Origin of the sequence: Pseudomonas koreensis, from assembly GCF_012986595.1 — a bacterium.
In the GTDB taxonomy this organism is placed as follows: Bacteria; Pseudomonadota; Gammaproteobacteria; order Pseudomonadales; family Pseudomonadaceae; genus Aquipseudomonas; species Aquipseudomonas koreensis.
Genome location: NZ_JAAQYM010000004.1, coordinates 357,697 through 378,206, shown reverse-complemented (window position 1 = coordinate 378,206; position 20,510 = coordinate 357,697). Strand labels below are relative to the sequence as shown.

Annotated in this window: 17 protein-coding genes; 4 read left to right on the top strand and 13 right to left on the bottom strand. The window is 61.0% G+C overall.

The features are described 5' to 3' along the window. Window positions 1–16: 16 nt before the first annotated feature. Genes HBN98_RS14640 through HBN98_RS14615 form a run of 6 tightly spaced genes read right to left on the bottom strand, consistent with a single transcriptional unit; the run spans window position 17 to window position 5,972 of the window. A complete protein-coding gene (locus HBN98_RS14640) occupies window positions 17–1,759 on the bottom strand; it encodes an ABC transporter substrate-binding protein (protein WP_064586985.1) in 1,743 nt (580 codons plus the stop codon). Window positions 1,760–1,806: 47 nt separating this feature from the next. Beyond that, entirely contained in the window at window positions 1,807–2,079 is a 273-nt protein-coding gene (locus HBN98_RS14635; RefSeq protein ID WP_027614647.1) for a DUF2160 domain-containing protein, read from the bottom strand. Between the two features lie 10 nt (window positions 2,080–2,089). Further along, window positions 2,090–2,890 carry a carbohydrate ABC transporter permease gene (locus HBN98_RS14630; protein ID WP_083366317.1) on the bottom strand — a complete coding sequence of 267 codons (801 nt, stop codon included), beginning with the start codon at window positions 2,888–2,890 and terminating at the stop codon, window positions 2,090–2,092. A 9-nt stretch (window positions 2,891–2,899) separates the two neighbouring features. Further along, window positions 2,900–3,766, bottom strand: coding sequence for a carbohydrate ABC transporter permease (locus HBN98_RS14625; RefSeq protein WP_007912484.1), 867 nt, complete (start codon window positions 3,764–3,766; stop codon window positions 2,900–2,902). Next, on the bottom strand, window positions 3,763–4,878 hold the full coding sequence (locus HBN98_RS14620; RefSeq protein ID WP_083366318.1) for an ABC transporter ATP-binding protein: 1,116 nt from the start codon (window positions 4,876–4,878) through the stop codon (window positions 3,763–3,765). Before HBN98_RS14620 ends, HBN98_RS14625 begins: the two co-directional genes overlap by 4 nt. After that, the gene (locus HBN98_RS14615; protein ID WP_064586983.1) at window positions 4,878–5,972 is read right to left on the bottom strand and encodes an ABC transporter ATP-binding protein; all 1,095 of its coding nucleotides are present in this window, start codon (window positions 5,970–5,972) and stop codon (window positions 4,878–4,880) included. The genes HBN98_RS14620 and HBN98_RS14615 overlap by 1 nt, the downstream gene beginning before the upstream one ends. A gap of 331 nt (window positions 5,973–6,303) precedes the next feature. On the opposite strand from HBN98_RS14615, the gene HBN98_RS14610 reads away from it, so the two are divergent. Together HBN98_RS14610 and uppP are read left to right on the top strand one after the other, a co-directional pair. Next, window positions 6,304–8,142, top strand: coding sequence for a sigma-54-dependent Fis family transcriptional regulator (locus tag HBN98_RS14610; RefSeq protein ID WP_083366319.1), 1,839 nt, complete (start codon window positions 6,304–6,306; stop codon window positions 8,140–8,142). A 227-nt stretch (window positions 8,143–8,369) separates the two neighbouring features. After that, window positions 8,370–9,242 carry an undecaprenyl-diphosphatase UppP gene (gene uppP, locus HBN98_RS14605; RefSeq protein WP_083366320.1) on the top strand — a complete coding sequence of 291 codons (873 nt, stop codon included), beginning with the start codon at window positions 8,370–8,372 and terminating at the stop codon, window positions 9,240–9,242. A 60-nt stretch (window positions 9,243–9,302) separates the two neighbouring features. Here the strand turns inward: uppP and cysS are convergent, their stop codons facing one another. Both cysS and HBN98_RS14595 read right to left on the bottom strand, forming a co-directional pair. After that, window positions 9,303–10,685, bottom strand: coding sequence for a cysteine--tRNA ligase (gene cysS / locus HBN98_RS14600; protein WP_064586980.1), 1,383 nt, complete (start codon window positions 10,683–10,685; stop codon window positions 9,303–9,305). Window positions 10,686–10,706: 21 nt separating this feature from the next. Further along, window positions 10,707–12,407, bottom strand: coding sequence for a glutamine--tRNA ligase/YqeY domain fusion protein (locus HBN98_RS14595; protein ID WP_083366321.1), 1,701 nt, complete (start codon window positions 12,405–12,407; stop codon window positions 10,707–10,709). A gap of 266 nt (window positions 12,408–12,673) precedes the next feature. Between HBN98_RS14595 and HBN98_RS14590 the strand changes: the two genes are divergently transcribed. Together HBN98_RS14590 and lpxH are read left to right on the top strand one after the other, a co-directional pair. Further along, the gene (locus HBN98_RS14590; protein ID WP_064586978.1) at window positions 12,674–13,180 is read left to right on the top strand and encodes a peptidylprolyl isomerase; all 507 of its coding nucleotides are present in this window, start codon (window positions 12,674–12,676) and stop codon (window positions 13,178–13,180) included. Next, the gene (gene lpxH, locus HBN98_RS14585; RefSeq protein WP_083366322.1) at window positions 13,177–13,929 is read left to right on the top strand and encodes a UDP-2,3-diacylglucosamine diphosphatase; all 753 of its coding nucleotides are present in this window, start codon (window positions 13,177–13,179) and stop codon (window positions 13,927–13,929) included. The genes HBN98_RS14590 and lpxH overlap by 4 nt, the downstream gene beginning before the upstream one ends. Window positions 13,930–14,053: 124 nt before the next feature. On the opposite strand, the gene HBN98_RS14580 is transcribed toward lpxH, so the two are convergent. From HBN98_RS14580 to HBN98_RS14560, 5 genes are all read right to left on the bottom strand, one after another. Beyond that, window positions 14,054–15,583 (bottom strand): DHA2 family efflux MFS transporter permease subunit, encoded by a 1,530-nt coding sequence (locus HBN98_RS14580; RefSeq protein WP_083366323.1) that lies wholly within the window; start codon window positions 15,581–15,583, stop codon window positions 14,054–14,056. Window positions 15,584–15,748: 165 nt separating this feature from the next. Next, complete coding sequence (locus tag HBN98_RS14575) at window positions 15,749–16,951, bottom strand: HlyD/EmrA/EmrK family protein (RefSeq protein ID WP_083366324.1); 1,203 nt, start codon at window positions 16,949–16,951, stop codon at window positions 15,749–15,751. A gap of 14 nt (window positions 16,952–16,965) precedes the next feature. Beyond that, window positions 16,966–18,435 carry an efflux transporter outer membrane subunit gene (locus HBN98_RS14570; protein WP_083366325.1) on the bottom strand — a complete coding sequence of 490 codons (1,470 nt, stop codon included), beginning with the start codon at window positions 18,433–18,435 and terminating at the stop codon, window positions 16,966–16,968. After that, entirely contained in the window at window positions 18,425–18,907 is a 483-nt protein-coding gene (locus HBN98_RS14565) for a MarR family winged helix-turn-helix transcriptional regulator (protein WP_064586973.1), read from the bottom strand. Before HBN98_RS14565 ends, HBN98_RS14570 begins: the two co-directional genes overlap by 11 nt. 255 nt (window positions 18,908–19,162) lie before the next feature. Then, window positions 19,163–20,482: an HdeD family acid-resistance protein gene (locus tag HBN98_RS14560; RefSeq protein WP_083366326.1), complete on the bottom strand. Its 1,320-nt coding sequence runs from the start codon at window positions 20,480–20,482 to the stop codon at window positions 19,163–19,165. Between the last annotated feature and the right edge of the window lie 28 nt (window positions 20,483–20,510).

Genomic DNA, 20,510 nt, shown 5'->3' with positions numbered 1-20,510 from the left:
TCTCACATTTCAGCTTTTACTTACGCGCATCCGCCCACGATTTCAGCAGTTCGTTGTAGCTCACGGTCTCGCCCTTCGGTTTCTCGTTGGCCAGTTTCGGTTTCGGTGCACCCGGTTGGTCGAACCAGTATTGCGCGTCGCGTTCCGGGTTCATTTTCGGTGCGCACACCGCCTGGGCCTTGGAGCGTTCCAGACGCGTCATGATCGCGTCCTGATCCTTGGCCAGGCCATCCAGCGCCTGCTGCGGAGTCTTCTCGCCGCTGGCCGCTTCGGCGATATGGCTCCACCACAGTTGCGCCAGACGCGGATAGTCCGGCACGTTGGTCCCGGTCGGGGTCCATTGCACGCGGGCCGGGCTGCGGTAGAACTCGACCAGGCCACCGAGTTTCGGCGCCAGATCGGTCATCGCCTGCGAGTTGATGTCCGACTCGCGGATTGGCGTCAGGCCGACGATGGTTTTCTTCAGCGACACGGTTTTCGAGGTCACAAACTGCGCGTAAAGCCACGCCGCCAGTTTCTGTTTCTCAGGCGTGGATTTCATGAACGTCCACGACCCCACGTCCTGATACCCGAGCTTCATGCCCTCTTCCCAATACGGCCCGCGCGGCGACGGCGCCATGCGCCATTTCGGCGTGCCGTCGGCGTTGACCACCGGCAGGCCCGGTTTGGTCATGTCGGCGGTGAACGCGGTGTACCAGAAGATCTGCTGGGCGATGTTGCCCTGCGACGGCACCGGGCCGGACTCGGAGAAGGTCATGCCCGCCGCTTCCGGTGGCGCGTAGGCCTTGAGCCAGTCGACGTATTTCTGCGTGGCAAACACTGCCGCCGGGCCGTTGGTGTCACCACCGCGGGTCACGCTGGAGCCGACCGGATGGCAGTCCTCGACGCGAATCCCCCACTCGTCCACCGGCAAGCCGTTGGGCAGGCCCTTGTCGCCGCCACCGGCCATGGAGAACCAGGCATCGGTGAAACGCCAGCCCAGCGACGGGTCTTTCTTGCCGTAGTCCATGTGTCCGTAGACGCGCTTGCCGTCGATTTCCTTGACGTCTTCGCTGAAGAATTTGGCGATGTCTTCATAGGCCGACCAGTTCACCGGCACGCCGAGTTCGTAGCCGTACTTTTCCTTGAACTTGGCTTTCAGGTCGGCGCGCTCGAACCAGTCGGCACGGAACCAGTACAGGTTGGCGAACTGCTGGTCGGGCAGCTGATAAACCTTGCCGTCCGGCGCGGTGGTGAACGAGATGCCGATGAAGTCCTTGATGTCGAGGGTCGGCGAGGTGAAGTTCTTGCCCTCGTTGGCCATCAGATCGGTGATCGATTCGGTCTTGCCGTAGCGAAAGTGTGTACCGATCAGGTCCGAATCGTTGACCCAGCCGTCATAGATGTTTTTGTCCGACTGCATCACGGTCTGCATTTTTTCCACCACGTCGCCTTCTTGCAACAGGTCGTGGGTGAGCTTGATCCCGGTGATTTCGGTGAAGGCCTTGGCCAGCACCTTGGACTCGTATTCGTGGGTGGTCAGGGTCTCGGAAACCACTTTGATTTCCATGCCGCGAAACGGCTCGGCGGCCTTGATGAACCACTTCAATTCTTCAAGCTGCTGATCCGCCGTCAGGGTCGACGGTTTGAATTCGCTGCCGATCCATTTTTTCGCAGCGTCTTCGTAGGCATCGGCCCAGGCAGATGCGCTCAAACCGCTGAGTGCCAGCATGGCTGCCAATGAAATGCTATGTCGCAGCTTATTGTTTTTGTCGAACATAGAGACCTCCAGTTTGAGTTACGGAGCACAATTGCCGAGCGACTCGACTAGCCCCAGCGCATCACAACCAACAGCCACACCAGAGACAGCGCGGACGCCACCCAGATGCTCCAGTCGGTGACGCCGATTACCAGCAGATGCAGGTAGGCGCTGCCGAGAAGACCGATGAACAAGCGATCGCCACGGGTGGTGGCAATCGGCAGAAACCCTCGCCGCAGGATGCTCGGCGAGCGCAATTCCCAGGTGGTCATGCCCACCAGCAACAGGCCGATGGCGATAAAGAACCCCGCCGTGGGGGTGGTCCAGCTCATCCATTCCATCATGCGTTCCTCAGACCCGACCGAGGGCAAAGCCCTTGGCCACATGGTTGCGAACAAACCAGATCACCAGCATGCCCGGCAGGATGGTCAACACCCCCGCCGCCGCCAGCACGCCCCAGTCGATGCCCGAGGCCGACACCGTGCGCGTCATCACCGCCGCGATCGGCTTGGCGTTGACCGAGGTCAGCGTGCGCGCCAGCAACAATTCGACCCAGGAAAACATGAAGCAGAAAAACGCCGTGACGCCGATCCCGGAGCCGATCAGCGGGATGAAAATCTTCACGAAGAACTTGGGGAAGCTGTAGCCGTCGATGTAGGCAGTTTCGTCGATTTCCTTCGGCACGCCGGACATGAAGCCTTCCAGAATCCACACCGCCAGCGGCACGTTGAACAGACAGTGCGCCAGTGCCACGGCGATGTGCGTGTCGAACAGCCCGATCGACGAATACAGCTGAAAGAACGGCAGCAAAAACACCGCCGGTGGCGCCATGCGGTTGGTCAGCAGCCAGAAGAACAGGTGCTTGTCGCCAAGAAAGCGATAGCGGGAAAACGCATAGGCTGCCGGCAGCGCCACACTCAGCGAGATCACCGTGTTCAGGCTCACGTAATACAGCGAGTTGAGATAACCGGTGTACCAGCTCGGATCGGTGAAGATCACCTTGTAGTTGTGCCAAGTAAAATCCTGCGGAAACAGCGTCAGGCCGCCGAGGATTTCGGTGTTGCTCTTGAACGACATGTTCAGCAGCCAGTAGATCGGCACCAGCAGGAACAGGATGTAGATCAGCAACGGAATAAGCTTTCTTTTGCTCATGGCCGGGCCTCAGCGGTTGGCGTCGGAGTGCGTCATGGCGGTGTAGAACAGCCAGGACACCAACAGGATGATCAGGAAGTACACCAGCGAAAACGCCGCTGCCGGACCGAGGTCGAATTGCCCTACAGCCATCTGCGTCAACGTCTGACTCAAAAAGGTCGTGGCATTGCCCGGCCCGCCGCCGGTGAGCACGAACGGCTCGGTGTAGATCATGAAACTGTCCATGAAGCGCAGCATCACCGCGATCAGCAGCACGCTTTTCAGCTTCGGCAACTGAATGTGGCGGAATACCGCCCAGGCCGAGGCGCGGTCGATGCGCGCCGCCTGGTAATACACGTCGGGAATCGCGCGCAGCCCGGAGAAACACAGCAACGCCACCAGCGAAGTCCAGTGCCAGACGTCCATCACCAGCACCGTGACCCAGGCGTCCATGGTGTTGGCCGCATAGTTGTAGCTGATGCCCATGGCATTGAGGCTCGAACCCAGCAAGCCGATGTCGGCACGACCGAAAATCTGCCAGATGGTGCCGACCACGTTCCACGGAATCAGCAGCGGAATCGCCAGGATGATCAGCACCACCGACGACCAGCGGCCCTTGGTCGGCATGGTCAGGGCGACCGCAATGCCCAGCGGGATTTCGATCAGCAGCACGCACGCCGAGTAGATGAACTGCCGCAGCAACGAGTCGTGCAGACGTGGATCGAGCAGCACTTGCTTGTACCAGTCAGCGCCGACGAAGTAGCGGCTGGACTGGTCGAAGATGTCCTGCACCGAATAGTTGACCACGGTCATCATCGGAATCACCGCACTGAACGCCACCAGCAGGAACACCGGCAATACCAACCACCAGGCCTTGTTGTTCTGCACCTTGTTCATGGCTGCACCTCGGTAGAGTCGGTGTCTTCCAGCAGGAATTCGTCGGCATAAACCATCAGCCACTGCGCCGGAAAACTGATGTACGCGGTGCCCTGCGGTACCGGTTTGTCTTCCGTCAGGCGCACCTTCAGCGGCGCGCCATCGAGGTCAAGGGTGAGGATCTTGTAGGTGCCGAGGTCTTCGACGTGTACGACCTTGGCCTGCATCGCCTCGTCAAACGGCTCGTCCCACACATGAATGAATTCCGGGCGGATGCCGACCTTCAGATTTTTCCACTGGCCGTGTTCGATATGCCGCTGCAGGGCGTCGGACAGTGGCAGGTGCGTCGAGGCGAAACCGACCCCGCCCGGCTGCGGCCGCACCTCGATCAGGTTCATCCCGGGGCTGCCGATGAAGTAGCCGACAAAGGTGTGGCTCGGCCGCTCGAACAATTCCCGGGGCGTGCCGAACTGCACGATCTGGCCGCCGTACATCACGGCGATCTTGTCAGCGAAGGTCGAGGCTTCCAGTTGGTCGTGGGTGACGTAGACCATGGTGATGTTGAACTGCTCGTGAATCTGCTTGAGCTTGCGCCGCAGCTTCCACTTCAGGTGCGGGTCGATCACCGTCAGCGGCTCGTCGAACAGGATCGCCGAAACGTCGTCGCGCACCAGGCCACGGCCCATGGAGACTTTCTGTTTTTCGTCGGCGGTCAGGTTGCGCGCCTTCTTGCTCAGCAGGTTTTGCAGGTCGAGGACCTCGGCGATTTCCTGCACCTTGCTGTGCACTTTCGCTTCGGCCATGCCCTGATTTCTCAGGGGGAAAGCGAGGTTGTCGAACACGGTCATGGTGTCGTAGACCACCGGGAACTGGAACACCTGGGCGATGTTGCGCTTCTCCGGCGTCAGGTCATTGACCGCTTTGCCGTCGAACAACACGTGCCCTTGCGAGGGGCTGAGCAGGCCGGAAATGATGTTGAGCAACGTGGATTTGCCGCAGCCCGAAGGCCCGAGCAGCGCATAGGCGCCGCCCTGTTCCCAGATGTGATCCATCTCGCGGATCGCGTAATCCTCAGGCCCGCTCGGATGCTTGCTATAGCTGTGGGCGAGGTGCTGCAAACGGATTTCGGCCATCAGGCAACCCTCGCGACACGCCGGCCCGGTGCTTGCACCAGACGGCCCTGCGCATCGAACACGAACAGTTTATGAGTCGGGATGTAGATGCGGATCGGCGCATCGACGTCGTACTCGTGAACCCCCGGCAGGTGCAGCACCAGCAGGAAATGCTCGTTGCGCACGTGCAGAAAGGTTTCCGAACCGCTGATCTCCGCCACTTCGACGGTGACCGCCAGCTCCAGATCGTCATCGTTGCTCGGCACCAGCGAGATATGACTGGGGCGCACGCCAAAACGGAACTCGCCCTCACCCACCGGGCGCAGGTCGACGTTCAATGGAAAGTGCACGAAATTGGCGAAGCTGACTTCGTTGCCGGCAATGCGCCCGGGCATCAGGTTGATCGGCGGCTCGGAGAACAGCTCGGCGGCCAGCACCGTTTGCGGCTGGTGATAGACCGAAGTCGACGGGCCGCTCTGAATCACCCGGCCTTCGTGAAGAATGGTGGTGGTGCCGCCCAGCGCCAACGCTTCGTTAGGTTCAGTGGTGGCGTAGATCGCGATGGTGTGGCGCAACTTGAACAGTTCGCGCATTTCCTGGCGCAGTTCTTCGCGCAACTTGTAGTCGAGGTTGACCAGTGGCTCGTCGAACAGGATCAGCTCGGCATCCTTGACCAGCGCGCGGGCCATCGCCGTGCGCTGCTGCTGGCCGCCGGAAAGCTCCAGCGGATAACGCTGCAGAAACTTCTCGATGCGCAGCATCCGTGCGGTTTCCTGCACCTTGCTGTGGATGATCTCTTTCGACACACCGGCCTGGCGCAACGGCGAGGCGATGTTCTCGAACACGGTCATGGTCGGGTAATTGATGAACTGCTGATAAACCATCGACACGTTGCGCAGGCGCACCGGACGCTGGGTCACGTCGACGCCGTTCATCAGGATGCGGCCGCTGTCGGGCTTGTCCAGGCCGGCCATCAGACGCATGAGGCTGGTCTTGCCGGACAACGTGCGGCCGAGCAGGACGTTGAAGGATCCGGGTTCGAATTTCAGGCAGGCATCGTCGATCCAGGTCTGGCCCTCGACGGTGCGGCTGACGTGCTCCAGGGTGAGTGACATGGCTCGGCCTTTTTATTATTGGAGTCAAGCGACCTGTGCAGCAGAGCGACATTCGTGCCAGAAATGGCAAGTGGTTGATTTGTGGCGGAAAGTGCCGAAAACGCGGGGATTGGGCGTTCATTGCTGAACACATTTGAACAGTTGGGCGATTGACAATGAACAATAGTGAACAACACTCTACGGATTGCTCACGCTCCCAGTAGGAGCTGCCGAAGGCTGCGATCTTTTGATCTTGTTTTTTAAAGTCAAAGTCAAAAGATCGCAGCCTTCGGCAGCTCCTACAGGGGATCGCATAAAAATAATAAGAATGCTGCATCAGAGGCCCACTGCCATGGCCGCACCTGCCCCGCCGCTGTCCCACGATGCAATCATCCAGACCTCCTGGCAGCGTTGCCGCGCCTTCGGTCTCGACCACCAAAGCACCCCGGCCTTCGATCAACTGCCTGCCGCCGGCATCGCGCAGTTGCTCGACAGTCATCACTCGCTGGTGCAAACCACCCACCAGGAAGTGCTGCCGTACTACGAGAACATCCTGAGCAATTCCAATTGCCTGATCATGCTCGCCGACCATCAGGGCCAAGTGCTGACGTCCTGGGGCACCCAGCGCTTTATCGAGCCCAACCTGGCCCGGGGGTTTCGGGCCGGGGCGAGCTGGAGGGAGCGCTCGAGCGGCACCAATGCGATCGGCACCGCACTGGCCTGCGAACAAGCGGTGCACATCGAGCACGATGAACACTTCCTCAAGGCCAACCGCTTCATGACCGGTTCCGCCGCACCGATTTTCGACGCCGAGCGCAAGGTCATCGCCGTGCTCGATGTGTCCAGCGACAGCTACCTGCCGCCCTCGCACACCCTGGGCATGGTCAAGATGATGAGCCAGAGCGTGGAGAACCGGCTGATCCTCAACCTGTTCCACGGCCAGCACTTTCAACTCACGTTCAACACCGGGTTGAACAACCTCGACAGCCAGTGGGCGGGATTATTGATTTTCGATGAGAGCGGTCAGGTGCTGTCAGCCAACCGGCGGGCGGACAATCTGCTCGGCGTGCGCCTGTCGCGGGTCAGCGTCGAAAGCCTGTTCAATGTGTCGCTGCTGGAGCTGCTGAACCAGCCCGACGGCTTGCCGTTCGCCCTGCAGACCTCGGGACGCAACCGCTTCCAATGCTTGTTGAAGCGACCGAAACAGGCGCCGATTCAGGCGCGGGTGTTTACTGCTGAGCCTAAACCCGCCGTTTCAGCGGGGATCAGTCTCAACACCCTGCACTTCGGCGACAGCCGCGTGGAAAAAGCCGTGCGCCAGGCCGAACGTTTGCTGGAAAAAGACATCCCGCTGCTGATCCACGGCGAAACCGGGGTCGGCAAGGAAGTCTTCGTCAAAGCTTTGCATCAAGCCAGCTCGCGCAGCAAACAGGCATTCATCGCCGTCAACTGCGCGGCGATCCCCGCCGAACTGGTGGAGTCGGAACTGTTCGGCTACGAAAAAGGTGCGTTCACCGGCGCCAACCAGAAAGGCAGCATCGGCCTGATCCGCAAGGCCGACAAAGGCACGCTGTTCCTCGACGAAATCGGCGACATGCCGCTGCCAACCCAGGCGCGGCTGTTGCGGGTGTTGCAGGAGCGCTGCGTGCAACCGGTGGGCAGCAGCGAGCTATTCCCGGTGGACCTGCGGATCATCTCGGCGACGAACCGCTCGCTCAGGGAGCAGGTGCAATTGGGGCGCTTTCGCGAGGATTTGTATTACCGCATCGGAGGGTTGACGCTGGAGCTGCCGCCGCTCCGGGAGCGCAGTGATAAGGAGGCGTTGTTCAAGCGCCTGTGGGAACAGCATCGCGAGCCGACGCAATGGGCCGGGTTGAGCCGAGAGGTGCTGGAGCTGTTCGAGCGGCATCCGTGGCCGGGCAATCTGCGTCAGGTCAGCAGCGTGATGCAGGTGGCGCTGGCGATGGCCGAAGAGCAACCGGTACGGCCGGAGCATTTGCCGGACGATTTTTTTGTCGATCTGGAGATGGAACCGGTTGAGAGCGCGCCACCGTTGGGGGTTGATCTGAATGACGCCGAAGCGCTGAACCGCGAGTTGCTGGCAGCCGGGGGGAATATTTCGCACCTGGCGCGGCGGTTGGGGGTGAGCCGCAATACCCTCTATAAGCGGTTGCGTCAGGCGCAAAGCTGACGGCTGCGCAGTCAATCGCGAGCAGGCTCACTCCTACAAGGGATTTGCGCCAGGGACAGATCACTGTAGGAGTGAGCCTGCCCGCGATGGCATTTGCCCAGACACCACACAACTATCAAACCGCCCCCATTGACCGCAGCGACCAGACTGTGACGAAATGTTTCAGCTTTTCGCCCTGCCTTTGATTCAGACACCTCCCTCCTCCTGCTTTTCACAGGATAAGTGCTTTGACCAACATCTGTTCCACCGGCCTTGATATCGGCTTTGCCTCTCTGGATTACTTGCATATCGGTATCCTCGGCATCATTCAGGGCATCACCGAGTTGCTGCCTGTTTCCTCCACCGCCCACATGCGCATCGTCCCGGCCCTGCTCGGCTGGCCGGATCCCGGCTCGGCGTTTTCCGCCGCCATGCAGTTGGCCGCACTGGCGGCAGTGGTCAGTTATTTCTGGCGTGACGTCAGACAAGTGGTCGGCGGCAGTGTCGATGCGGTGCGCCAGCGGGATTTCAACAACCGCTGGTTCATCCTCGCGGTGGCCATCTTGCTGGCGACCCTACCGATCGGCATTGCCGGCATAGCGCTGTCCTCGACGCTCAATGCCTGCAACTCGCCCCTGCGCGGCCTGATGGTGATCGGGATTTCCTGCGTGGTCATGGCGGTGTTGCTGGCCGCTGCCGAACTCACCTGTCGCCATCGGCGCACCGTGGACGAAATGCGTCTGCGTGATGCGCTGATCGTTGGCATTGCGCAAATTGGCGCGCTGATTCCCGGGGTGTCGCGCTCCGGCTCAACGCTCACGGCGGCGTTGTTTCTCAATTTCAAGCGTGAAGAAGCGGCGCGGTTTTCGTTCCTGCTCGGACTGCCGGCGATTGCCCTCGCCGGCCTGAAAGAGTTGTGGGTGTTGTTCCATGCAGACCTTCCGGCAGCGGTTTGGGGCCACCTGATTTTTGGTCTGGTGATCGCCAGCCTCTCGGCGTTCTTCGCGATCTGGGGCCTGATGCGTTTTCTGGAGAAGTTCTCCACCTGGCCGTTCGTCATCTACCGCGCAGTGCTGGGGATTTTCCTGATCGTGGCCGTCAGCACCGGGGCCTTGAGCTGACAACCGCCAGACAAAACAAAACCCGCACAAGGCGGGTTTTGTTTTAAGCGGATCAAGCAATCAGTCAGCCAGACGCCAGGTCGTGCCGCCCTTGCCGTCTTCCAGCACCACGCCCATGGCGGTGAGCTGGTCGCGGATGCGGTCGGATTCGGCCCAGTCCTTGCCGGCCCGTGCTGCCAGACGCGCAGCGATCAGCGCATCAACCTCAGCGGCATCGACACGCCCTTCGGCGCCGGCCTGCAGGAAGTCATCGGCTTCGAGCTGCAACACACCCAGCACGCTTGCCAGTTCTTTCAGACGTGCCGCCAGACCTGCCGCCGCGTCGAGATCGCTCTCGCGCAGACGGTTGATCTCACGGACCATCTCGAACAGCACGGCGCAGGCTTCCGGCGTGCCGAAGTCGTCGTTCATCACCGTGGTGAAACGCTCGACGAAGGCTTCGCCGCCAGCCGGCGCAACGCTCGGCAGGCCTTTCAACGCGTGATAGAAACGCTCGAGGGCGCCCTTGGCGTCCTTGAGGTTGTCTTCCGAGTAGTTGATCGCGCTGCGGTAGTGGCTCGACACCAGCAGGTAACGCACGACTTCCGGGTGGTACTTGTCGAGCACGTCGCGAATGGTGAAGAAGTTGTTCAAGGACTTGGACATCTTCTCGCCATTGATACGGATCATGCCGCAATGCATCCACGCGTTGGCGTAGGTCTTGCCGGTGGCCGCTTCGCTCTGGGCGATTTCGTTTTCGTGGTGCGGGAACTCGAGATCGCTGCCGCCGCCATGAATATCGAAGGTCTCGCCGAGGCAGCAGGTGGACATCACCGAGCACTCGATGTGCCAGCCCGGACGCCCGGCGCCCCACGGCGATTCCCAGCTCGGCTCGCCCGGCTTGACGCCTTTCCACAGCACGAAGTCCAGCGGATCTTCCTTCGCTTCGTCGACCTCGATCCGCGCACCGATGCGCAGGTCTTCGATCTTCTTGCGCGACAACTTGCCGTAGCCCATGAACTTGCCGACGCGGTAGTACACGTCGCCATTGCCCGGGGCATAGGCATAACCCTTGTCGATCAGGGTCTGGATCATCGCGTGCATGCCCGGAATGTGATCCGTGGCACGCGGCTCCATGTCCGGCTTCTTGATGTTCAGGCGCGCTTCGTCTTCGTGCATCGCGGCGATCATGCGCTCGGTCAGCGCTTCGAACGACTCACCGTTCTCGTTGGCCCGGTTGATGATCTTGTCGTCGATGTCGGTGATGTTGCGCACGTAGGTCAGGTCGTAGCCGCTGAACCGCAACCAGCGGGTCACCAGGTCGAACGCGACCATGCTGCGGCCGTGGCCGAGGTGGCAGTAGTCGTACACGGTCATGCCGCACACGTACATGCGCACCTTGTTGCCATCCAGCGGCTTGAAGACTTCTTTGCTCTTGGTGAGCGTGTTGTAGATCGTCAGCACGTTAATTTCCTTGACGCTAAATCACTGGCCCCACGAATCACGCAGGGTCACGGTACGGTTGAATACCGGCTGACCTGGTTTCGAGTCCTTGATATCCGCGACGAAGTAACCTTCGCGCTCGAACTGGAAACGGTCTTCCGGCTGTGCATTGCCCAGCGAGGGTTCTGCACGACAACCGGTCAGCACTTGCAGTGAGTCAGGGTTGATGTTGTCGAGGAAACTGGCGCTGTCTTCGGCCTTCTCCGGGTTCGGAGAGCGGAACAGGCGATCGTACAGACGCACTTCGCACTCGATGCTGGCGGCGGCCGGCACCCAGTGGATCACGCCTTTGACCTTGCGGCCTTCAGGGTTCTTGCCCAGGGTGTCCGGGTCGTACGAGCAACGCAGCTCGACGATGTTGCCATCGGCGTCCTTGATCGCTTCGTCGGCACGGATCACGTAGCTGCCGCGCAGACGCACTTCGCCGTTCGGCTCCAGGCGCTTGTAGCCCTTTGGCGGTTCTTCCATGAAGTCATCGCGGTCGATGTAGATTTCACGGGCGAACGGCAGCTTGCGCACGCCGAGTTCTTCTTTCTGCGGATGGCGCGGCAGTTCGAGGTTCTCGACCTGGTCTTGCGGGTAGTTGGTGATCACGACTTTCAACGGACGCAGCACGCACATGGCGCGCGGGGCGTTCGCGTCGAGGTCCTGACGGATGCTGAACTCGAGCATGCCGAAGTCGACCACGCCGTCGGAACGGTTGGTGCCGATCATGTCGCAGAAGTTGCGGATCGACGCCGGCGTGTAGCCACGGCGGCGGAAGCCCGACAGCGTCGACATGCGCGGATCGTCCCAGCCATTGACGTGCTTTTCATCGACCAGTTGCTTGAGCTTGCGCTTGCTGGTGATGGTGTAGTTCAGGTTCAGGCGGCTGAACTCGTACTGGCGCGGGTTGGCCGGCACCGGCAGGTTCTCCAGGAACCATTCGTACAGCGGACGATGGCTTTCGAACTCCAGGGTGCAGATCGAGTGGGTGATGCCTTCGATGGCGTCCGACTGACCGTGGGTGAAGTCGTAGTTCGGGTAGATGCACCACTTGTCACCGGTCTGGTGGTGATGGGCGTGGCGGATGCGGTACATGATCGGGTCGCGCAGGTTCATGTTCGGCGAAGCCATGTCGATCTTCGCGCGCAGCACACGGGCGCCGTCCGGGAACTCGCCGGCACGCATGCGGGCAAACCAGTCGAGGTTCTCTTCCACCGAACGGTCGCGGAACGGGCTGTTCTTGCCCGGCTCGGTCAGGCTGCCGCGGTATTCCTTGGCCTGTTCAGGGGTCAGGTCGTCGACGTAGGCCTTGCCGGCCTTGATCAGCTCCACCGCCCAGTCGTGCAACTGGTCGAAATACTGCGAGGCGTAGCGCACTTCGCCGGACCACTCGAAGCCCAGCCATTTGACGTCGCTTTTGATCGCGTCGATGTATTCCTGGTCTTCCTTGGCCGGGTTGGTGTCGTCGAAACGCAGGTGCGTGACGCCGCCGAACTCTTGGGCCAGGCCGAAGTTCACGCAGATCGACTTGGCGTGGCCGATGTGCAGGTAGCCGTTGGGCTCAGGCGGGAAACGGGTGACGATCTGGGTGTGCTTGCCCGAGTCCAGGTCTGCCTGGATGATCGGCCGCAGGAAATTGACCGGCACGGCAGGGCCGGACTTGGCATTCGAGGTAGGGTCGACAGTGGGCTTGCTCATAGGATCCTTGACTTACATGTGCGCGGCCGCAAAGGGGGCCAGACAAAACAAAGCCGCTATCATAGCCGATGCTGTCAAGGGGCTGACAGAGCACGGCCTATAAAGGAGTGCATTTAATCGCCGGGATGTGAAAAACAGCCTCGAAATTCGCGCCTGTCACGCTAAACTGCGCACCTTGGCCGAAGCAGGCTGAACCGGTTTCGGGACGCAGTGTCCGAAAACCACGAATTCCTTATAAAACGCTTCATTGAAAAAGAGCACCGATCATGACTCAAGTCAAACTGACCACCAACCATGGCGACATCGTCATCGAACTGGATGCTGAAAAAGCGCCGGTCACCGTTGCCAACTTCCTCGAATACGTTAAAAGCGGTCACTACGAGAACGTGGTATTCCACCGCGTGATCAAGGGTTTCATGATTCAGGGCGGCGGTTTCGAGCCGGGCATGCAGGAAAAGAAAGACAAGCGCCCAAGCATCCAGAACGAAGCCGACAACGGCCTGAAAAACGAGAAGTACACCCTGGCCATGGCCCGCACCATGGACCCGCATTCGGCCTCGGCGCAGTTCTTCATCAACGCCACCAACAACAGCTTCCTCAACCACACCGCCAAGACCGCTCAGGGCTGGGGCTACGCAGTGTTCGGTAAAGTCGTTGCCGGTACCGACGTTGTCGACAAGATCGAAGGTGTTGCCACCACCTCCAAGGCCGGTCACCAGGACGTGCCAAAAGACGACGTGATCATCGAGAAAGCCGAGATCATCGAAGCGTGATATTGCTGATTTCAGACTTGCATCTGGAAGAGGAGCGCCCGGACATTACCCGGGCGTTTCTGGATTTGCTCGCCGGACGCGCCCGCTCGGCGAGTGCGTTGTACATCCTTGGCGACTTCTTCGAGGCGTGGATTGGCGACGATGCCATGACGCCCTTCCAGCATTCCATCTGCCAGGCCCTGCGCGATTTGAGCGACAGCGGCACGGCGATTTTTCTGATGCATGGCAATCGCGACTTCCTGCTCGGCAAGGCCTTCTGCAAGGAAGCCGGCTGTACGCTGTTGAAAGATCCGAGTGTCGTGCAGTTTTACGGCGAGCCGGTGCTGTTGATGCACGGCGACAGCCTGTGCACCCGCGACGTCGGCTATATGAAGCTGCGTCGCTACCTGCGTAACCCGATCACCCTGTTTATCTTGCGGAACCTGCCTTTAAGCACCCGGCACAAACTGGCGCGCAAGTTGCGCAGCGAGAGCCGCGCCCAGGTGCGGATGAAAGCCAATGACATTGTCGATGTCACGCCTGAGGAGATTCCGCGAATCATGCAGGAATACGGGGTGAAAACCCTGATTCACGGCCACACCCATCGTCCGGCGATCCACAAGCTGCAGCTCGGCGAGCAGGCGGCTAAGCGGATTGTGCTGGGGGATTGGGATCGTCAAGGGTGGGCGTTGCAGGTGGATGAGAACGGGTTTGCGTTGGCACCGTTCGACTTCGCCCCGCCGCCAGCGCTGCCCGCCCCCGCAATCTAAAGCCAAACACAAACCACTGTAGGAGTGAGCCTGCTCGCGATAGCGGTGTATCAGTCAACGAAGATGTTGAATGTGATACCGATATCGCGAGCAGGCTCACTCCTACAGTTTGACCGCGTTTTACTCAGTGACCGCTGGCAGCCGGGCCGGCCTTGGCCGCAAACGGCGGTTTCGCCAGCCACACAATCAGAATCAACCCCATGAACCCCCACCCAAGCAGCGTGAAGTAATCCACGGTGGAGAGCATATACGCCTGGCTGCTCAGGATCTGATCCATCTGTGCGTAAGCCGATTGGCTCGCGCCGCCTAAATGATTCAAGGTCTCGCGGGTCGCCGGTTCATAGGTGCTGATGCTTTCGCTCATGTACGCATGATGCTGGTTGGCGCGGCGAATCCAGATCCAGGTGGTCAGCGACGCGGCGAAGCTGCCGCCCAGGGTCCGCAGGAAGGTCGCCAGACCTGCGCCATCGGCAATCTGGCTTGGCGGCAAGTCCGACATCAGAATGCTCAAAGTCGGCATGAAGAACAGTGCCACACCGATACCCATGAACAGCTGCACCAGAGCGATGTGCTGGAAGTCCACTTCGTTGGTGAACCCGGCGCGCATGAAGCAGCTCAGGCCAATCGCCAGGAACGCCAGCCCGGCCAGCAGCCGCAGGTCGAACTTGTTCGCGTACTTGCCGACAAACGGCGACAGCAGCACCGGCAGGATGCCAATCGGCGCCACGGCCAGACCGGCCCAGGTCGCGGTGTAGCCCATCTGGGTTTGCAGCCATTGCGGCAGGATCAGGTTGATACCGAAGAACCCGGCGTAACCCAGCACCAGCACCAGCGTGCCGATACGGAAGTTGCGGTAGGCAAACAGCCGCAAGTTGACCACCGGGTGCTGATCGGTCATTTCCCAGATCACGAACACCGCCAGCGCGATCACCGAAATCGCCGCGCCGATGATGATGAAGTTCGATTCGAACCAATCGAGGTCGTTGCCCTTGTCGAGGATCACCTGCAACGCGCCGACGCCGATGATCAGCGAGATCAGACCGACGTAATCCATCGGTTGGCGACTGGTTTCCACCGGCCGCTTGGCCAGTTGCGAGCGCACCACCATCACCGCAAAGATGCCGATCGGCACGTTGATGAAGAAGATCCACGGCCAGCTGTAGCTGTCAGTAATCCAGCCACCGAGAATCGGCCCGGCAATCGGCGCCACCACCGTGACCATCGCCAGTAACGCCAGGGCCATGCCGCGCCTCGCGGGGGGATAAACCGCGATCAACAGGGTTTGCGTCATCGGGTACAGCGGCCCGGCAACCAAGCCTTGCAGCACGCGGAAGCCGATCAATTCGGGCATCGAGGTGGAGATACCGCAGAGAAACGAGGCCAGCACGAACAGAATGGTCGCCCAGAGAAACAGCTTCACCTCACCGAAACGGCGACTGAGCCAACCGGTCAGCGGCAGCGCAATCGCGTTGCTCACGGCAAACGAGGTGATCACCCAGGTGCCCTGCTCCGAACTCACCCCCAGGTTGCCGGAAATCGTCGGCAGCGCCACGTTGGCGATGGTGGTGTCGAGCACTTGCATGAAAGTCGCCAGCGACAGGCCGATGGTGCTGAGCAACAGGCTGGGCGGCGTGAAAGAGGCATTATTGCTCATTGTGAATCCTATGAAGCCAAGTTGACGCTGCGTCTGTGGCGAGGGGATTTATCCCCGATGGACTGCGCAGCAGGCCCGGCTTTTCTGAATCAAAAGAGGGGCCGCTTCGCGCCCCATCGGGGATAAATCCCCTCGCCACAGGGGCTCGCTACCACAGGGTGCGGATCAGCGTTGCGCGGTCTTGCTCACCGCAGCGCTGTTGTCGTGGATCAGCTGCGCAATCATCGCGTCGGCTTCGGCCAGTTGCTGGTCATAGACGTTGGTGCTGAACGAAGCCTTTTGCGGCGGTTGCTGGGCCAGGACCGGACCGCTCTGGTCGTGCAGATTGACCTCGACGTTGGTCGACAGACCGACCCGCAGCGGGTGCTTGGCCAATTCTTCGGCGTTGACGTGAATCCGCACCGGCACACGCTGCACGATCTTGATCCAGTTACCGGTGGCGTTCTGCGCAGGCAGCAAGGCAAACGCGCTGCCGGTACCGGCGCCGAGGCTGTCGACGGTGCCGCTGTACTTCACGCTGCTGCCGTAGATGTCGGCCTCGATGTCCACCGGTTGGCCGATGCGCATGTCACGCAGCTGGGTTTCCTTGAAGTTGGCGTCGATCCACAACTGATCCAGCGGGATCACCGCCATCAGCGCGGTACCCGGCTGTACTCGCTGACCGAGTTGCACGGTGCGCTTGGCGACGTAACCGGTGACCGGCGCGATCAGCGTGCTGCGCGCATTGGTCAGGTAGGCCTGGCGCAATTCAGCGGCGGCCTGCATCACGTCCGGGTGCGACGAGACCACGGTGTCATCGACCAGTGCACTGGTGGTTTTCAGTTGCTGTTTGGCGTTGGCCAGGGCGTTTTGCGCCGAGGTCAGGTCGTCGCGAGCGTGGGACAGTTCTTCCTGGGAAATCGCCCCGCCAGCGGCGAGGTTTTTCCGGCGGTTGTAGTTGTCTTGGGCTTTCTGCACTTCCGCCTGTTGCGCATTGACCTGGGCTTTCATGCCGTCAACGTTGCTGTACAGGCCGCGCACTTGACGCACGGTGCGCGCCAGTTTCGCCTGGGCGCTTTGCAGGCCGACTTCGGCATCGTTCGGGTCGAAGTTGATCAGCACCTGACCTTCGTGAACCAGATCACCATCGTCAGCGCCAATGCTGACCACGGTGCCGGTGACCAACGGGGTGATTTCCACCACGTTGCCGTTGACGTAGGCGTCGTCGGTGCTCTCGTTGAAGCGCCCGATGAATTCGTGATACGCCCAGACGCCGGCACCGGCGAGCAGGACCACGACGACCAGCACCAGCAGCATCACTTTGCGCTTGCGCGGATTGCCGGTGTCCGGGGTGTTGGCTTGGGTTTGAGTGTTTTCGGCAGTGGCCATGACAAATACCTGAATTAGTTGTGCGGCGTGGCTGGGGTGGCGTTGGCTGCGGTCAGGGTTTCACCCTGGAAGCCGCCGCCCAGCGCTTGCATCAGTTGAATCGACAGGTCGATCTGCTCGGCATTGAGGTTGGCCAGCTGACGCTGGGCCTGCAGCAATTGCTGCTCGATGCTGAGCACGTCCAGGTAGTTGCCGATGCCGGAACCGTAACGCTGGACGACGGTGTTGTAAGAATCCTGAGCAATGTCGGTGGCGTGTTGCTGTGCGCCGATCTGCCGGCCGATATCGCGCAGCTGGTTGATCGTGTCGCTGACATCGCCCAGTGCCTTCACCAGGTTTTTGTTGTATTGCGCCACGGCCAGGTCGTAATCGGCGTCGCGCGCATCGAGGTTGGCGCGCAGGCGCCCGCCATCGAAGATCGGCACCGAGATGGTCGGGGCGATGCTGAAGAAACGGCTGGCCGACCCGAACATCGCGTCACCCAACAAGGATTCGGCACCGGCGGACGCCGTAAGGTTCAGGTTGGGATAGAAGCGGGTTTTCGCCGAGTCGATGTCCTTGCTCGCCGCTTCCACGCGCCAGCGCGCAGCGACCAGATCCGGACGCCGACCGAGCAGTTCCGCCGGCAATACCGACGGCACCGCCACGGCGCTGGCTTGCAGGACTTTCGGCCGGGCGATTTCGTTGCCGCGATCCGGGCCTTTGCCGAGCAGCACGGCCAGGGCGATCCTGGCGCTGTTCAAGCGTTTTTCCGCATCGATCAGACTGGCTTCGGAGCTGGCCTCAAGGCTTTGGGTCTGCTGGAACTGGTATTGACTGTCGATCCCGGCACTCAAGCGGCGCTGGCTCAGATCAAGCATCTGCTTGGTGCGCTTGAGGTCTTCGTTGGCCAGGTCGTAAACGATGTGCGCCTGCCCCAGATCGCTGTAGGCCCGGGCCACGTCGGCGGCGAGGGTCAACTGTGCAGCCTGGCGGTCGACTTCGGCGGCGCGGGCCTGACCGAGTGCGGCTTCCCAGGCATCACGCTGGCCGCCCCACAGGTCGAAGTTGTAATTGAAACCGGCGCTGACGTTACGCACGGTGGCGTAGGCATCGCCCTGCCCCCGCGGGTCCTGATCCTTGGCCAGGCGCGAACGGCTGATGCCGGCGCTGGCGTCGAGGGTCGGATAACGTTCGGCATCGGCGGCGTACGCGGCGGCGCTGGCTTGATGGGCGCGGGCTTCGGCGATCTGCATGTCCGGGCTGTCGTGCAGGGCTTCGCGAATCAGGCCGTCGAGCTGCGGATCGCCAAGGCTGGTCCACCAGTCGCTTTTCGGCCACGCGGCCGGCGACAGGGTCACGCCGCTGAGGGACTGACGGGCGTTGAGGCTTTTCGCATCAAGGCTTTGGCCTTGAGTATTGAGGCCACTGTAGTTGGCGCAGCCGGCGAGGATCATCGCCGACAGCACCAGGGTCAGGCTGCTGCGCAAGGTTTTACCGCTCATTGTGTTCACCTAACCGCTGGATAGTGATCGGGTCACCGGCTGCCAGCAGGATTTTCTTGAGGATGTATTCCAGGGTCTTCAACTCGTCCGTAGTGACGGCGCCCGCCAGTTCATTCATTGCATCGGCGCCGATGTGCGGCAGGCGATCGGCCAGTTGCTGGCCCTGCTCGGTGAGCTTGAGCTGGACCTGGCGGCGATCGCCTTCGCTGCGTTGGCGAGCCAGGAAACCTTTCTGCTCCAGACGATCGAGCATGCGCGTCATCGAACCGCTGTCCAGCGACAAGTGCCGGCACAGCTCGGCCGGGGTGTCGACGCCGAACTGGGCCATGATGATCAACACCTTGAACTGCGCGGCGGTAATGCCGTGGGGTTCCATGTGGGTGTCGATGATCCGGTCCTTGAGCAGCGCGGCACGGCCCAGCAACAGGCCGAGATGGCAGTGTTTGAATTCGTCCGGGGTGAAATGCTTCATGTACTCACCTAATAACTGCCTAGGCAGTGAATGTATGTCGAGATGTTACTGCCTAGGCAGCGAATGTCAACGTAATAGTTAGGTTGCTTTGTAATTAGTTGACCAGTGGACTGGGTTTTTATGTTGCCCGCACTGACGCTTTCGCGAGCAGGCTCGCTCCCACAGGGTCATGCGTCAGCCGAACAATATTGGCAAGGACCCAAAACCTGTGGGAGCGAGCCTGCTCGCGAAGGCAGCGACTCGGTGTAACGTCGGTCAGGATTCGTCGGAAGGATGCGCAGATGGCGGCTGAACAGGATGCACCTCACGCCCGCGCAACGCAGTCAGCGCATAGCCACAGGCGCGTTTGATCACCGCATAGATGCTGTGCCAGCCCGGCGGCGCTGGCTCGATGGCCGCATGCAACGCCCGCGCGTAGTCGAGCACCAGACCGGGTGTCCAGGCCATCGCCTCGGCACGCTTGCGCACCTGCGCCGCGACCCAGAACTCGGGGCTGAAGATCACTCGGGCGAAATCGCGCATGCTCGAATGCCCGTAATTCATCGCCCCTTCAAGCGCTGCTTCGAGGCTATGGGCGACAGCACTCGAACAATTGCGGCTGGTGAGGTTGTAGGTGTTGTTCTGCCGATACTCCGCCCAGAACGCCTGCAACCGCCGGGCGTCGTAGTGGGCAAAACTGACCTGGACCGAAGACGGACACCAGTCCGCGACCTCACCGGCATAATCCGGCAGAAACCGCCCTGGGACATCGTTGTTCGGCGTCGCCCGCAGCAAGCGCACGAAATCCCCGGCCGACCGGTCAATGTCGTCCAGCGGGTAATGGCTGATGTAAATGTCCGGGCCGCATTCCAGCGCCGCATGGCCGGCGGAGATCACGCCGTTGATGTCGACCGCCGCGATATAGCGGTTGAGCAGGCGGTTGCGCACCAGGGTGTCATCAACGGTGCCGCTGGGTGTCCAGACATGGATCACCAGCGCGGTGTCAGCTGCCGGCCCACTGACCGGGGAAGGGTTTGCGGGCGATGGCTGTTTTTTGAAGCGCACGGCCTGCTGCAACAAGGCACAACCGGAGAGGAAAATGCTCATGCCAATGCAGAACGGCACCGTGCCCTTGTACAGCGTCGGGTACGGTTCAAGGATGAACAGGCCGAAGCCGATTTCGAAAAGCCCGGTCAGCAGCGACACCTGCCAACCGACAAAGCGCACCACCACCGCCGCCGCCAGCCGAAAGCCGCCGTCGAGCAGAAACGCCACACCAAACAGCACCGCCAGAATCAGGCTGGCGGCATGTTGCCGGTCGACGATCAGCAGCCCGAGCACCAGGAACGCCAGCCCCCGCACCTTGCGCAGCGCCGCCGCCGTCCCGGTTTGCGGTGCCGGCACCAGCAGAATGATCAGGGCTTCGAGCACTAACAGATAGCCGAAGACATGCAGCGGAAAATACAGCACGCCGTCCAGCGCATCGATGAAGATGGCGACCCCGGCCGCCCCCCAGACAATGCCGGTCAGCGCCAGCGCAGACCAGCGCTTGCGGACAAAGTCGTGACCGAGCAAGACCATACTCAAGCGGACCATATGCGCCCCTGTTCTCTTCGGGCAGCCG